Here is a 12,897-nt window from a genome sequence, read left to right on the forward strand (position 1 = left end):
GGCATTGGATGAAGCCGTCCGGAAGGCGTCGCGTCGCGGCGAAAACCGCCGGCGCTTCCCGGCTTCGAGCAGAACGTTATGCCCGGCGGAAGGGCACTTCAAATTAAAGATAATTAATCCGGCAAGCCCATGAAATGTCGCTATTTCAATGGTTTGTGGCAAATTGTGGCGGCATTCCAGATGACCGAAATTTAATGTTCCGGGGGCGCCGGCCCGCCTCTGCGGCTGTCTTGGCCGCCCGCTTTCGGTTATGGTCGGAACCCGTCGCGCAGGAATTGCATTGCCGTATCGCAGCCGGAGGAAAGCCCATGCCGTCGCCCGAAGCCATGTTGCCCGAGACCATGTCCCATGTCGAAGTCCGGGAGCCGGGCGGGCCGGAGCATCTCGTCATCGCCAGCGGCCCCCTTCCGCTGCTTCGCACGGGCGAGATCCTGGTGCGGGTCGCAGCCGCCGGCATCAATCGCCCCGACATCATGCAGCGCAAGGGCGACTATCCCCCGCCGCCCGGCGCAAGCCCGATCCTCGGTCTCGAGGTCGCCGGCGAAGTGGTCGCGCTCGGCCCCGGGGTGACGGCGTTTTCGGTCGGCGACAAGGTCTGCGCGCTGGCGAACGGCGGCGGCTATGCGGAATATTGCGCCGTCCCGGCCTCCCAGGCGCTGCGGTTTCCGAAAGGCTACGACGCCGCGAGGGCAGCGGCCCTTCCCGAGACCTTCTTCACCGTCTGGGCCAATCTCTTCATGATGGCGGAGCTGAAGGCCGGCGAGACCGTGCTCGTCCACGGCGGCACGAGCGGCATCGGCACCACGGCGATCCAGCTTGCCCGGGCCTTCGGCGCAAGGGTCTATGCGACCGCGGGAACGACGGAGAAATGCGAGGCCTGCGTCGGCCTCGGCGCGCACCGGGCGATCAACTACCGCACCGAGGACTTCGCCGCCGTCATCGCCGAGGAGACCGGCAGGCGCGGCGTCGACGTCATCCTCGACCTGGTCGGCGCCACCTATTTCGACCGCAACCTCAAGTCGCTCGGGCTTGACGGACGGCTGTCGATCATCGCCTTCCTCGGCGGCACCTTCGCCGAGAAGGTCAACCTCGGCCCGATCCTCCTGAGGCGGCTGCGGATCATGGGATCGGCCATGCGCCCGCGGACAGCCGAGGAGAAGCAGGCGATCCGCGACGACCTCCGGGAAAAGGTCTGGCCGCTGCTCGACGCCGGGCGGCTGGCGCCGGTGATCCAGGCCGTGCTGCCGTTCGCCGAGGTCGCCAATGCCCACCGCATGCTTGAGCACGGCGACCATATCGGCAAGGTGGTGATCGCCTTCGATTGATGACTGATCAGTCGTCAGTCGCGCTCGCGGAGCAGCGAGACGGCGAGGCCGAAGGCGGCAAGGCCCGGGAGCGCGAACAGGCCATAGAGCCAGGCAGCGGCCGAGACGTTGCCGGCAATGCCGCCGGGATCGAGGAGGCCGGTGCTGTTGGCGACCACGCCGGCAAGTGCCGCCCCGAAGGCGGTGCCGAGCGCCTGCATCGTCACGATCGCCGCCGAGGCCTTGTCCTTCTCGTCGTCGGGCGCAAGCCTGAGCACCAGGGTGACGAGGTGGGCCCAGCCCATGCCGACGCCGAAGCCCATGCCGAAGATCGCAACCGTCGCGGCCGCCAGCACGGCGATGTCGCCTTGCGGATTGTGGCGCGCCAAAAGCAGCACCAGCAGCCCGGTCGAGACGGCCTCGAGCAGCGTGCCGCCGGCAATCGAGGCGATTGCGCGCCGTCCCGTCAGGCCGGCCGTCAGGAAGGCCGCGGCCGTCCAGCCGAGCGCCAGAAGCGCCACCAGATAGCCCGATGCGAGCGGCGCCACCCCGTGCAGTTCCTGCAGGAAATAGGGGATGTAGATGTCCGAGGCGAGCGCCACCAGCATCAGCAGCATGATGAGGTAGATGCGGGCAAGCGCGGATGAAAGCGCGACGGCGCCGGCCGGCAGCAGCCGCGCGCTCGCCCGCCGTTCGGCAAGCACCATCGCCGTCACTGCCACGACTGCAGCCACGGCCAGCGCCCCCCGCAGCCATATCGCCGTCACCGAGCCGGCGAAGGAGACGAGCATGGCCGAGGCCAGGATCAGCGCGATCTGGACGAACGGGGCGGGGGTTGCGGCATGGCGGTCCTCGCCGGATGGCAGCCGGCGCGGCGCGAGCCAGGCCATGAGAAGCGCGATCGGCACGAGGATGAGGAAGGCTTCGCGCCAGGCGCTGCCGCTGGCGAAGATGCCGCCGATGCTCGGGCCGACGAAGGTGGCGATCCCCCAGACCGCGGCATAGAGCGTCGAGGCCCGGCTCCACAGCGCCTCGGAATAGACGAAGCGGATGAAGGCATAGCCGAGCGTCACCAGCAGCCCGGCCCCCAGCCCCTGCACGGCGCGGCCGGCGAGCACGATCTCCATGACCGGTGCGAGCGCGCAGATCAGGCTTCCGGCGCCGAAAAGCACGGCACCCCAGACATAGCAGCGGTTCAGCGACACGCCGGCCGGCCGCACGGCGACATAGATCGAGCCGACCACCGAGGCGATCACGTAGATCGTCGTCGCCCAGGCAAACAGCGGCAGCCCGCCGATGTCGCGCACGATCGAGGGCATCAGCGTGGCAGTGATATACGTCTCGACCGCATGCAGCGCGATGCCGCCGCCAAGCATCATCGTCGCCAGCAGGTTCTCGGGTCGAAAGAGCGCCGAAAGGCGCGCCGTGTCTGCTTGCGGGGTCATGTCTGCCATGGGGATCTGACGGGAGCCGGTGTGTCGGGACGGGGTTGCACCCGACCACATTTTCACGCCCGCCGCAATGTCCGCGGAGGGAAGGGGCATGATGGGGCTGTCGCCATGTTAAAACCCCCTCTGGCCTGCCGGCCATCTCCCCCACAAGGGGGGAGAAAACCCGCGGCACCCGTTTGCCCGAAGCGAGCCTCGGCGGGCGCGTCCAGGTTAAGGCCCTCCCCCTTGTGGGGAGGGTTGGGAGGGGCCTTGCGTTCTGATCCCGCAGCGCCCCCTACATCCCGATGCGCCCCAGCGCCGGGATCTTCACGCCCGGCCGCATGATGTCGATGCCGGCGACGAGGCCGGCGAGGTGGATCTCCAGCCCGCTGCGCAGGCCGGCGGAGAAGCCGATCAGCCCGAACAGGCTCGCATGCACGTCGCGCCCGTCCGGGGCGATGTCGACGAAGGTGCCGAAGGGCAGGAAGTCGCGCCCGACCGCGTCCGGCGGCAGCACCGCGCCGAGTTCGGGGACATTCCGCAGCACATGGGCGACGAAGGTGTTGGAGTTCGGTCCCGGCCACATCCGGTAGCCGCCGGCCTGGGCATAAGGGTAGGAGGCGATCGCCGCCTCGACTTTCGCAATGAGCCTTGCCGCCTCCTCGCCGGCGAGGCTGACGACGGCGCGCGGCCGGTTGGAATACCAGTAGGCATCGGCGGGATAACCGTTCTTCCGGATCGGGCTTCCCCAGCCGACCTTGTCGTAGCGGTCGTAGTGTTCCGCGCCCTCCTTCTTGGTGACGATCCAGGCGTGGCTGGCAAAGGCGCCCTTCATGCCGCCGGTCGCAGCCGAGAAGACGTGGATCGTCGCCCGCGGCTCGTCGCCCGGATGCGGCAGGATGCCGGCCGAGGACCAGTTCGCCTCGCGCCACGAGCCCGGCCGGTCGAGCAGGTACCAGTAGCCGGCGCTGGCGAGCGCCGGCACCAGGTAGATGGCCAGGAACAGGACCAGGAATTTCCTGCCGATTTTCATGCAGCCTTCTCCGTTTCCACTGCTGCGCCGGGGCGAGAATTCCGCTAATACCACAGCCGATATCGGAATTTTGAAGGCACCGGCAATGGAAAATCCCGTTCTCGTCGAGGTAACGCGCGGAAATCGCGTCGAAAGCCGCCATCGCGGCATGGTGGTGGCGGTCGACGGCGACGGCAAGGTGGCGTTTGCCCGCGGCGACATCGAGGCTGCGATCTTCCCGCGCTCGGCCTGCAAGGCGATGCAGGCGCTGCCGCTGGTCGAAGGCGGCGCGGCCGATGCCTATGGCTTCGGCGACAGGGAACTGGCGCTCGCCTGCGCCTCGCACAGCGGCGAGCCGAAGCACGTGGCGCTGGCGGCCGGCATGCTGGCCGCAGCCGGGCAGGAGGCGGGCGTTTTGGAATGCGGCGCGCACTGGTCCTTCGACCAGCCCGTGCTGATCGGCCAGGCGCGCACGCTCGAGCGCCCGACGGCCCTGCACAACAATTGCTCGGGCAAGCATGCCGGCTTCGTCTGCGCAGCCTGCCACGGCGGTCTCGATCTGAAGGGCTATGTCGGCTACGACCATCCCGTCCAGGCGGAGATCCGCGCCGTCATGCAGGACTTGACGGGCACGCCGCTCGGCCGCGACGATTGCGGCATCGACGGCTGCTCCATCCCCACCTATGCCGTGCCGCTGAAGGCGCTGGCACACGGCTTTGCCAGGATGGTGACGGGCGCCGGCCTGCCGCCCGCCCGAGCAATGGCCGCGCGCCGGCTGATCGACGCCTGCATGGCCGAGCCCTTCTACGTCGCCGGCACCCGCCGCGCCTGCAGCCGGCTGATGGAGACGGCGCCGGGCCGCATCTTCGCCAAGACCGGAGCGGAGGGCGTCTTCTGCGCCGCGGTCCCCGAAAAGGGCATCGCGATCGCGCTGAAATGCGAGGACGGCGCCACCCGCGCCGCCGAAGCCATGGTCGCCGCCACGCTCGCCCGCTTCTTCGACGACGACCCCGCCGTCGCCGCCGCCCTGATGCGCCAGGCCGACCACGCCATGAAGAACTGGAACGGCCTCCCCGTCGGCGACGTTCGGGTGAGCGAAGCGCTGCGGGGATAGGGCCTGCCGGAATCGCTGCTTCCCCATTTCGCAAGCCGAGCCGGCCGCATCCACCCGGCCGGCCCCGCTCCCCTCCGTCATCCCGGCCCCCGAGCCGGGATCCAGCGGCGTCGCGTCTGCGACGCGGGAAACGCTCTTTTCGCGCAAGGACTTGCGCCGGCTGGATACCGGCTCAAGTGCAAAGTCCGGAGACATGCCTGACAGGTGTTCGGAGACATGCCTGACAGTCATTGTTTTGTGTCGAAGTCGATTTTAGCGACCTGTTTTGCACCGAAGAACACACCGTAGAGACCGTCGCGATCGAGCGGTCGGATGGCGAGGTGCTCGCCGCAGAAGGCCTTCGGCACATACCATGTCCTGCCTCTGAAGTTGACGTTGGCGCGCGTCGAGGGAACCTTCCGCACGGTCTCGCCGCTGTCGTATTCGGGTTCCGGCAGACGCTTGGGAAAGGCACGTTGCGAGGCGCGATAGCGGCTGGCCGGCACGCTCATGCCGATGCCCTGGTGGGGTCGGTGATGGTTGTAGAGATCGCGCCAGCGGTCGAAGGCCTTTTGCGCCTGTGCCATGTCGGCGAGCGGGGCGAAGGCCAGGACCTCGGCCTTGAGGCTGCGGTGGAAACGTTCGTTCTTGCCGCGCCCTTGCGGATGATAGGGCCGTGCATGGATCAGATCGATGCCGAGCTTGAGCAGCCAGACGCGCAATCGCGTCCACTGGTTGGGAATGCCCGTGCCCCACGGGTTGCCGTTGTCGGTATAGATCGCCATCGGCAGGCCGTATCGCCGCAGGATGATCTCCATCCGGTCGCGCACCGTCAGCATCTGCTCGTTTTCACAGGCCTCGATGCCGATGGCGAAGCGGGAGTGGTCGTCGATGATGGTGAGCGGATGGCAGCATTGGCCCGAGGTGAGCCTGACATATCCCTTGAAGTCCATCTGCCAGAGCAGGTTAGGGGCCTCGCGCTCGAAGCGGCACGCGGGTGGTGCCCCGCCCGGCATCGGTCGGATGCGGTCGTGACGCGCGAGGATGGCATGGACGGTAGAGGCTGCCGGCGGGGCGATGCCGATATCCTTCAGCCGCCGGGCGATCTTACGAGCACCCCAGGCGGGATGGTCGTCACGGATCGCAAGGACAGCTTGCTCGAGAGCTGCATCGGTGCGTTTCGGGCTGGCATGCGGCCGGCGGCAGCGGTCTTCGACAGGCTCGCCTGCCCGCAGACGCCTCAGCCAAAGATGACCGGTCTGCCGGCTGATGCCGAACCGCTGACAGAGCATGGAGACATTCGCTCCCTCCAGTCCCGCCAACCGCAAGAATTCCAGCCGCTCATCCACAACAGACCTCGCTTGCCACACCATCGACAACCTCCCGGAAAACCTCCGGAAAGTGTCAGGCATGTCTCCGAACATCTGTCAGCTATGTATCAAGGCCGTACATCAAGGCCGGTATGACGGGGAAGAACTGGCCCGACAAACCATCCGTTGGCACCGCCGTTCCCTTTCTCCAGCCGGTGCCGGCCGCATCCGCCTTCGTATGCCGCTCACCTTCGTCATCCCGGCCCACGAGCCGGGATCTAGCAGCGTCGCGTCCGCGGCGCGGGGAATGCACTTTTTCGCACAAGGACTGCGTGGGGGTACCAGCGCAAGGCCGATATGCCGGGGAGGGCACTGCATCCGCCTTGGCGCCATCCCCTTTCTGCTTCGCCACCCGGAGCCGTCCGCGGCGGCCTCTCGGCAGGCCTCTTTCCCGTGCCGGTGGAAAAAAATCTGCGGGAGCTGTCGGTCTGCGCCCTATATGCGCGTCCTTGAGGCATCGGCGGCCGTGAGAGGCGGGCCGCGACCAAACGGAGGACTGATCGCATGCGCATGATTTTCGTCAACCTGCCCGTCAAGGACATGCCCGCCACCCGCCGCTTCTTCGGCGCCCTCGGCTTCACCTTCAACGAACAGTTCAGCGACGAGCAGGCCGCCTGCATGGTCGTCTCCGACGCGATCTTCGTCATGCTGATGGTGGAGGCCCGCTTCCAGGAGTTCGTCAACGGCAAGGTCGGCGACCCGGAGAAGGAGACGCAGGTGCTGACCTGCCTCTCCGCCGCAAGCCGCGCCGAGGTCGACGAGTTCAAGGCCAAGGCGCTCGCTGCCGGCGCCCGCGAATGGAAGCCCAATATCGAGTTCGGCCCGATGTACGGCTGCAGCTTCCAGGACATCAACGGCCACGTCTGGGAAATGATGCACATGGCGCAGGAATAGCCGCCAGCCGCGTCCGCACGGGCTGCCTGCCCCGCAGGAGGCCCGACCTCATCCTCGGCCCTTGCGCCGGGGATGAGGGTGGGGAAGGGGCACCGGCAGTCCGTCTTGGCCGCCGCGGCGGAAAACGCGGCCGGACGGTGTCGCGCTTCCCGGCTTGCCATTCGCCGGCATATGCGCTCTGTTGCGGCGGCGACGAACGGCCCGGAGGATTTCGCCATGCTGACGCTTCACTTCGCCCCGAACACCTGCGCGCTGGCATCGCTGATCGCGCTGGAGGAGAGCGGGCTGGCCTTCGAGGTGAAGACGGTGGATTTCGCCGTTTCCGAGCAGCGCTCGCCGGCCTATCTCGAGATCAACCCCAAGGGCCGCGTGCCGGCGCTGGCCACCGATCGCGGCGTCCTGACCGAGACGCCGGCGATCCTCGCCTATATCGCGCAGGTGACGCCGGAAAGGCGCCTCGCGCCGCTGGACGATCCCTTCGCCTTCGCGCAGTTGCAGGCCTTCACCGCCTATCTGTGCTCGACGGTCCACGTGGCCCACGCCCATTTCCGCCGCGGCGCGCGGTGGTCGGACGATCCGGCCGCGCAGGAGACGATGCGGGCGAAGGTGCCGCAGAACATGGCCGAGTGCTTCGGCCTGATCGAGGCGACGATGCCTGCCGGCCCCTGGGCGATGGGCGAGGCCTATAGCGTCGCCGATCCCTATCTCTTCACCATCAGCGGCTGGCTGAAATCGGACGGCGTCGATATCGACGGTTTTCCGCGGGTCGCCGCGCACCGTGCCCGCATGCTGGAACGCCCCGCCGTCGCCCGGGCGCTGGAGCGGGCGGCGGGCTGAGCCGCGCAGGGGCACCTGCGGGTCTCCACCCGTTCGCCGTCAGATTTTGGATTGCAGAAGAACAAGCGAGGTGGGTGCTTCGCCCGCTGCCGTCCCGGTCCGTCGCTATCCGTCGCCGGCCGGCCGCAACTTGCGCAGTTTCGCCGGCGCCCGCCTGAGCCAGGCCTCGCCGAGGCGCTGGCGCAGTTCGTCGTCGCCGATCGCGCCGGCGCGCACCAGCACGGCCGGCCAGCCGTGATAATGCGGCGTCTCGTAGTAGATCTCCGGCGCCAGCTCGAGGAAATGCTCCTTCTCGTCGAGCGGCATCGACAGCACGACGGTCCCGGCGTCCCTCGCCGTGGCGATCATCCTGCCTGCGACCTTCAGCGCGGCGGCACCATAGGAGGTGCCGGTCTCGACGCCGGGCAGCCCCGCCGCCAGCCGCTCCAGGCGCGCCACGAGCGCTGCCGTCTCCGTTTCCGTCATGGTGCCGTCTCCCTCCGGACAGACACTAGCGCATCGGCGACCTTGCCTGAAGGTGGCCCACGACGGCTCAGGGCCGGCACGCCGCCGGTGCGGAAAGGTCGGGGACCCTCTGAAGGCTATGGAAGGGCAGGTCGGCGCGCTGGCGCTCGTCCATCGCCTCGATGTCGGGATGCGCCAGCGGATCGCGGATCCAGATGCAGTCCCGGTCGTCCGGCTTACGCACCAATGTGTCGACCGGGGTGAAAAGGTTCAAGAAAAGCTTCAGCATCGTCCTCTCCCGTTCAAGGGATTGGCCGCTCGTGTCTTGCGAGTGGGCGTTGGGATCAAAGGAGTATGACTGGATACTGGCTCAGCCCGGCCATGAATTCAATTGAGCAGTTCAGGCGTATACTATAGAAAAACTATATGAACCCATTGAACAGCATCCATCTGAACGGCCTGCGGGCGATCGAGGCGGTCGGGCGGCTCGGCTCGCTGCAGGCGGCGGCGGACGAACTGGGCGTCACCGTCGGCGCCGTCAGCCAGCAGGTGATCAAGGCCGAGGCGCAACTGGGGCGCACGGTGTTCGAGCGCACCGCTCGCGGCATGCGGCCAACGCCCTTCGGCGCCCCGTTCCTGCGCAAGCTTTCGGCGGGCTTTCGCGAGCTGGCCGAGGCGGTCGGCAACGCCCGCCATCGCGACGACACGATCCTCGTGATCTCGGTTGCGCCGATCTTCGCCTCGCGCTGGCTGATCCACCGCATCCACCAGTTCAGCGCCGCCCACCCCGAGATCAGCCTGCGGATCGAATCGACGACCGCGCTTGCCGACCTGTCGGGCTCGGACGTCGATCTCGGCATCCGCATCGGCCCGGGCACCTGGCCGGGCGTGCAAGCGGAATTCGTGCTGCCGCAGGAGATGTTTCCGGTCTGCACGCCGGACCTGGCGAAGCGGCTGAAGACACCGGCCGACCTCGTCGACATGCCGGCGGTGATCGATGCGAACGACGAATTCACCTGGGACCGCTGGCTTGCGGCGGCGGGGCTGGACCAGCCGCCGCCGCGCACCCGCCATGTGTTCAGCGACGCCTCGCTCTGCCTCGACGCCGCGCTCGCCGGCCAGGGGGTGCTGCTGGCCTGGCCGATCCTCGCCTCCTGGGCGCTGGCGGAAGGCCGGCTGGTCGCCCCCTTCGGCATCCGGGTGAAGACCGGCATGGGCTATTACTTCATCACTGCACCGGACGTGCGCGAGCCGCGCAAGGTCACGCTCTTCAAGACATGGATGCGCCGCGCGATCGCCGAAAGCATCGGCGACGATGGCGGCGGCGGGCCTATTCCAGCTCCTGCTGCCGCGCCGCCATCATCGCCTTGAAGGCCGGCCGCGCCTGGCAGGCGGCAAGCCATGCCCTGACGTTCGGCGCGGCATCGAAGAGTTCCGTCTCGCTCATCGTGTAGCGGAACACCTCGGCGAGGTTCAGGTCGGCGACGGTGAAGCGGTCAGAGACGACATGGCCGGTTGCGGCGAGCCGCCGGTCGAGCAACGCGAATGCCTTCTTCAATGCCTTGGTGGCGGCGCGGATCGTCAGCCGTCCCTGCTCGCTCTCAGCCGCATGGGTATCGAGCGCCAGGATGATCTTGACCGCATGCGGCTCCACCTCCGTCGCAGCCCATGTCGTCCATTGCAGCATCTCCGCCTCTTCGTTAAGCGTCAGGCCGGACAGCGGGCCGCCATGCTTGCGCGCGAGGTAGAGGTTGATCGCCAGCGATTCGCTCATCACGAAGCCGTCGTCGTCGATGCAGGGGATGAGGCCGGTCGGGTTGACGGCGAGGAAGTCCGGCGACTGCGTGTTCAGCGGCGCATCGGCCGCAGCCGGATCGTCGAGCCGCCGCGCCTGGATCACCGGCACGGAGGCGAAGGCAAGGCCGAGTTCGCCTGCCATCCAGTAGTTTCGCGACGCGCGCGAGCGATAGACGCCGTAGATCGTGAGCATGTGCGGTCCTCCGTTTCGGTGCCGCACCATAGGCAAGCGGCGGCCAGGATGACAGCGCGTGCCAGTGATCGAACGATGAATTGTGGTGATCGGATGTGCCGCGGTCGGGCAGGGGGCGAAAGGTCAGGCGCGATGCGGTATGATCGCGCTTGACCTTTCTCGTCCACGGGGTTCCTGCCGGGGTTCCGTGCCGCTTCCGCGTGATTGCCGCACGGGCAGCACAGGCGGGCGCGCCCGCGAAGGGTCGGGATCAACAGGGGGACCCGGGATGAATCGGCTTTTCAACATCCTTTCGGCGGGGCTGCTGCTTCTGGCCCCGCTGCTTCTGGCCCCGGCCTTCGGCGCGGCGGCGCGGGACTACAAGGCCGGCAGCATCGAGGTCCTCCAGCCGGTTGCCAAGGCGACGATGCCCGGCCAGCCGGTCGGCGGCGGCTTCTTCACCCTCGTCAATCACGGCGCCGAGCCCGATCGCCTCGTCTCCATCACCTCGCCGGTCTCCGGCGAGGTGCAGATGCACGAGATGAGCCTGCAGGACGACGTCATGCAGATGCGCAAGCTCCCCGACGGCATCCCGGTCCCGCCCGGCGCGACCGTCAGGCTCGAGACCGGCGGGATGCACGTGATGTTCATGAGGATCGCCGCCCCCTTCAGGGAAGGCGAGAGCTTCCCCGCCACCCTGACTTTCGAGAAGGCGGGCGCGGTCGAGGTCGAGTTCGAGGTGGAGGCGTTCAGGTCCGGCGGCGCGGCGGGCGCGGGCCACAAGGCACATTAGAGCATTGCCGGCGATCATCGAACCGCCGACAATGCTCCGGTTTTTACGCCACTTTTGCTGGAATTGCTCTAGCCGGAGCGATCTCATCAATCATGGCGTTCCTTTCAGTGCGTTCGACGGTCAGGAGTCCGCACCTGCGAGACGGGCTGACGGATCGACTGCAATCGCGATCTTTCCTCGAAGACCGTTGTTCGGGGTCTCCAGCCGGGCATGGGCGAGCGCAATGTCGGCAAGCGGATAGACGGCACCCACATGCGGCCGCAGCTGGCCACGTTCCACCAAGGTGCTCAACTCGTCGAGCTTGCCGCGGTTCTGCCGGGTGAACACGAAGTGAAAACTGGCGTTCTTGCCCCAGGCTTCGATGAGGTTCTGCGGCTGTGCGATATCCACGATCGAGACAACGCGGCCCAGTTGCGCGAGCGCGTCCGGGCTGCGGGACAACGCGTCGCCGCCAATCGTGTCGAACACGACATCGACCCCGCGGCCATCCGTTTCCCGCAAGACGGCGTCGACATAGTCTTCTTTCGTGTAGTCGATGACGACATCGGCCCCGACACTGCGGGCGAACGCGAAGTTGTCCTCGCGCACCGTCGTGAACACCTTCGCGCCGATGGCTTTCGCCACCTGGATCGCCACATGACCGACCCCTCCGGCGCCGCCATGGATCAGGATGCTCTCGCCCACCCGGAGCGCCACGCGCCCGACCAGCGCTTCCCACACCGTCCCGCCGACCAGGCTCAGGCTGGCCGCTTCGAGATGGCTGAGCGAGGCGGGCTTCCTTGCGATGATGTCCTCGTTCGCAACGTGGTATTCGGCGTAGCTTCCCGGACCGTCGAATATCTGCGGGGTGTACCAGACCTCGTCTCCCGGCGAGAACGCCGTCACGCCCGGACCGACGGCTTCGACAACGCCGGAAACGTCATGACCGGTGATGGCCGGCAAGGGAACAAGGTCGCGATAGTCGCCGCGCCGAACCTGATAATCCAGGGGGTTGATCGACGTGGCATGGACCCGCACCAGGACCTGTCCGGCCTGCGGAACGGGCTTTGGCATGTCGCGAAGCTCGAACGCGTCCGGGCCGCCAAAGGAATTGAGTGTCATCGCTTTCATTTCCATATTCTCACTTCGTTAAAAAGGAATATCGAGAAATCTCGATATTATGTGGCAAAAATTACAGGTCCTTGCCGATGATCTCGGCCAGAGCACGGATGGTTGCTTCGTTCCGCTTGTAGTAGGTCCACTGACCTATGCGCCGGACTTCGACCAGGCCTGCGCGCTGCAGCGTTGCCAGATAGTCGGACACCGTCGACTGCGACAGCCCGACGCCTTCTTGAATACTGCTGACGCAGACCCCTACTGTATGAACGTCGCCTTCATCCTGTGGAGGGAAGTTCTTCGCGGGATCCTTCAGACCTTTCACGATATCAAGACGTGTCCGGTTTGAGAGGGCTTTGAATATTTCGAGCAATTCCATGCACTGATAATATCGGGATTTACCGATATGTCAATACCCAGAGCGGCGGCCATGTCTGCGGCTTGGCTGACGGGACACCGGATGGCAGCGCAACGGCAGACCGGGGCGGGCCGATCGGGGCGGACGGAGATGGGAAAGGTACGCAGAGTAACCTTCCCCATCCCGCCCCATCGCCCCCTCCGGCGTTCGGGAAACCGGAAGGGGCGAGTTCCAGAGGCCGCGAGGCGGGTCGCCCAGCGGCCGGTGTTCGAGTTGACCGCGGGCGCGTCGGCCAGAC

General features: G+C 67.0%; 13 protein-coding genes and 1 pseudogene. 6 read left to right on the forward strand and 8 right to left on the reverse strand.

What is annotated here, in order from left to right; genetic code table 11:
- The first annotated feature begins 308 nt into the window (after positions 1-308).
- Positions 309-1,325 carry an NAD(P)H-quinone oxidoreductase gene (locus LQK81_RS02190; protein ID WP_230803032.1) on the forward strand — a complete coding sequence of 339 codons (1,017 nt, stop codon included), beginning with the start codon at positions 309-311 and terminating at the stop codon, positions 1,323-1,325.
- Positions 1,326-1,339: 14 nt separating this feature from the next.
- Here the strand turns inward: LQK81_RS02190 and LQK81_RS02195 are convergent, their stop codons facing one another.
- Entirely contained in the window at positions 1,340-2,758 is a 1,419-nt protein-coding gene (locus LQK81_RS02195) for an MFS transporter (RefSeq protein ID WP_442967052.1), read from the reverse strand.
- Positions 2,759-3,029: 271 nt separating this feature from the next.
- Complete coding sequence (locus tag LQK81_RS02200) at positions 3,030-3,767, reverse strand: DUF3750 domain-containing protein (RefSeq protein ID WP_230803033.1); 738 nt, start codon at positions 3,765-3,767, stop codon at positions 3,030-3,032.
- Between the two features lie 85 nt (positions 3,768-3,852).
- On the opposite strand from LQK81_RS02200, the gene LQK81_RS02205 reads away from it, so the two are divergent.
- Entirely contained in the window at positions 3,853-4,860 is a 1,008-nt protein-coding gene (locus LQK81_RS02205) for an asparaginase (protein ID WP_230803034.1), read from the forward strand.
- A 186-nt stretch (positions 4,861-5,046) separates the two neighbouring features.
- On the opposite strand, the pseudogene LQK81_RS02210 reads toward LQK81_RS02205, so the two are convergent.
- A pseudogene (locus LQK81_RS02210) lies at positions 5,047-6,212 on the reverse strand (IS481 family transposase); the annotation flags it as partial.
- A 501-nt stretch (positions 6,213-6,713) separates the two neighbouring features.
- On the opposite strand from LQK81_RS02210, the gene LQK81_RS02215 reads away from it, so the two are divergent.
- Both LQK81_RS02215 and LQK81_RS02220 read left to right on the forward strand, forming a co-directional pair.
- Positions 6,714-7,103, forward strand: coding sequence for a VOC family protein (locus LQK81_RS02215; RefSeq protein WP_230803035.1), 390 nt, complete (start codon positions 6,714-6,716; stop codon positions 7,101-7,103).
- A 216-nt stretch (positions 7,104-7,319) separates the two neighbouring features.
- Entirely contained in the window at positions 7,320-7,940 is a 621-nt protein-coding gene (locus tag LQK81_RS02220) for a glutathione S-transferase family protein (RefSeq protein ID WP_230803036.1), read from the forward strand.
- Positions 7,941-8,045: 105 nt separating this feature from the next.
- On the opposite strand, the gene LQK81_RS02225 is transcribed toward LQK81_RS02220, so the two are convergent.
- Entirely contained in the window at positions 8,046-8,405 is a 360-nt protein-coding gene (locus LQK81_RS02225) for an MmcQ/YjbR family DNA-binding protein (protein ID WP_230803037.1), read from the reverse strand.
- Positions 8,406-8,472: 67 nt separating this feature from the next.
- Positions 8,473-8,673, reverse strand: a complete 201-nt coding sequence (locus LQK81_RS02230; protein WP_230803038.1) for a hypothetical protein — start codon at positions 8,671-8,673, stop codon at positions 8,473-8,475.
- A 137-nt stretch (positions 8,674-8,810) separates the two neighbouring features.
- Between LQK81_RS02230 and LQK81_RS02235 the strand changes: the two genes are divergently transcribed.
- A complete protein-coding gene (locus tag LQK81_RS02235; protein ID WP_230803039.1) occupies positions 8,811-9,755 on the forward strand; it encodes a LysR substrate-binding domain-containing protein in 945 nt (314 codons plus the stop codon).
- Here LQK81_RS02235 and LQK81_RS02240 read toward each other — a convergent pair.
- Positions 9,715-10,374 carry a glutathione S-transferase family protein gene (locus LQK81_RS02240; protein ID WP_230803040.1) on the reverse strand — a complete coding sequence of 220 codons (660 nt, stop codon included), beginning with the start codon at positions 10,372-10,374 and terminating at the stop codon, positions 9,715-9,717. The genes LQK81_RS02235 and LQK81_RS02240 overlap by 41 nt on opposite strands.
- A 268-nt stretch (positions 10,375-10,642) precedes the next feature.
- Between LQK81_RS02240 and LQK81_RS02245 the strand changes: the two genes are divergently transcribed.
- On the forward strand, positions 10,643-11,146 hold the full coding sequence (locus tag LQK81_RS02245; protein ID WP_230803041.1) for a copper chaperone PCu(A)C: 504 nt from the start codon (positions 10,643-10,645) through the stop codon (positions 11,144-11,146).
- A gap of 120 nt (positions 11,147-11,266) precedes the next feature.
- Here the strand turns inward: LQK81_RS02245 and LQK81_RS02250 are convergent, their stop codons facing one another.
- Both LQK81_RS02250 and LQK81_RS02255 read right to left on the reverse strand, forming a co-directional pair.
- A complete protein-coding gene (locus tag LQK81_RS02250; RefSeq protein WP_230804381.1) occupies positions 11,267-12,256 on the reverse strand; it encodes a zinc-dependent alcohol dehydrogenase family protein in 990 nt (329 codons plus the stop codon).
- 61 nt (positions 12,257-12,317) lie between these two features.
- The gene (locus LQK81_RS02255) at positions 12,318-12,620 is read right to left on the reverse strand and encodes an ArsR/SmtB family transcription factor (protein ID WP_230803042.1); all 303 of its coding nucleotides are present in this window, start codon (positions 12,618-12,620) and stop codon (positions 12,318-12,320) included.
- Between the last annotated feature and the right edge of the window lie 277 nt (positions 12,621-12,897).

It is taken from the genome of Rhizobium sp. GN54, from assembly GCF_021026345.1.
Classification (GTDB): Bacteria; Pseudomonadota; Alphaproteobacteria; order Rhizobiales; family Rhizobiaceae; genus Mycoplana.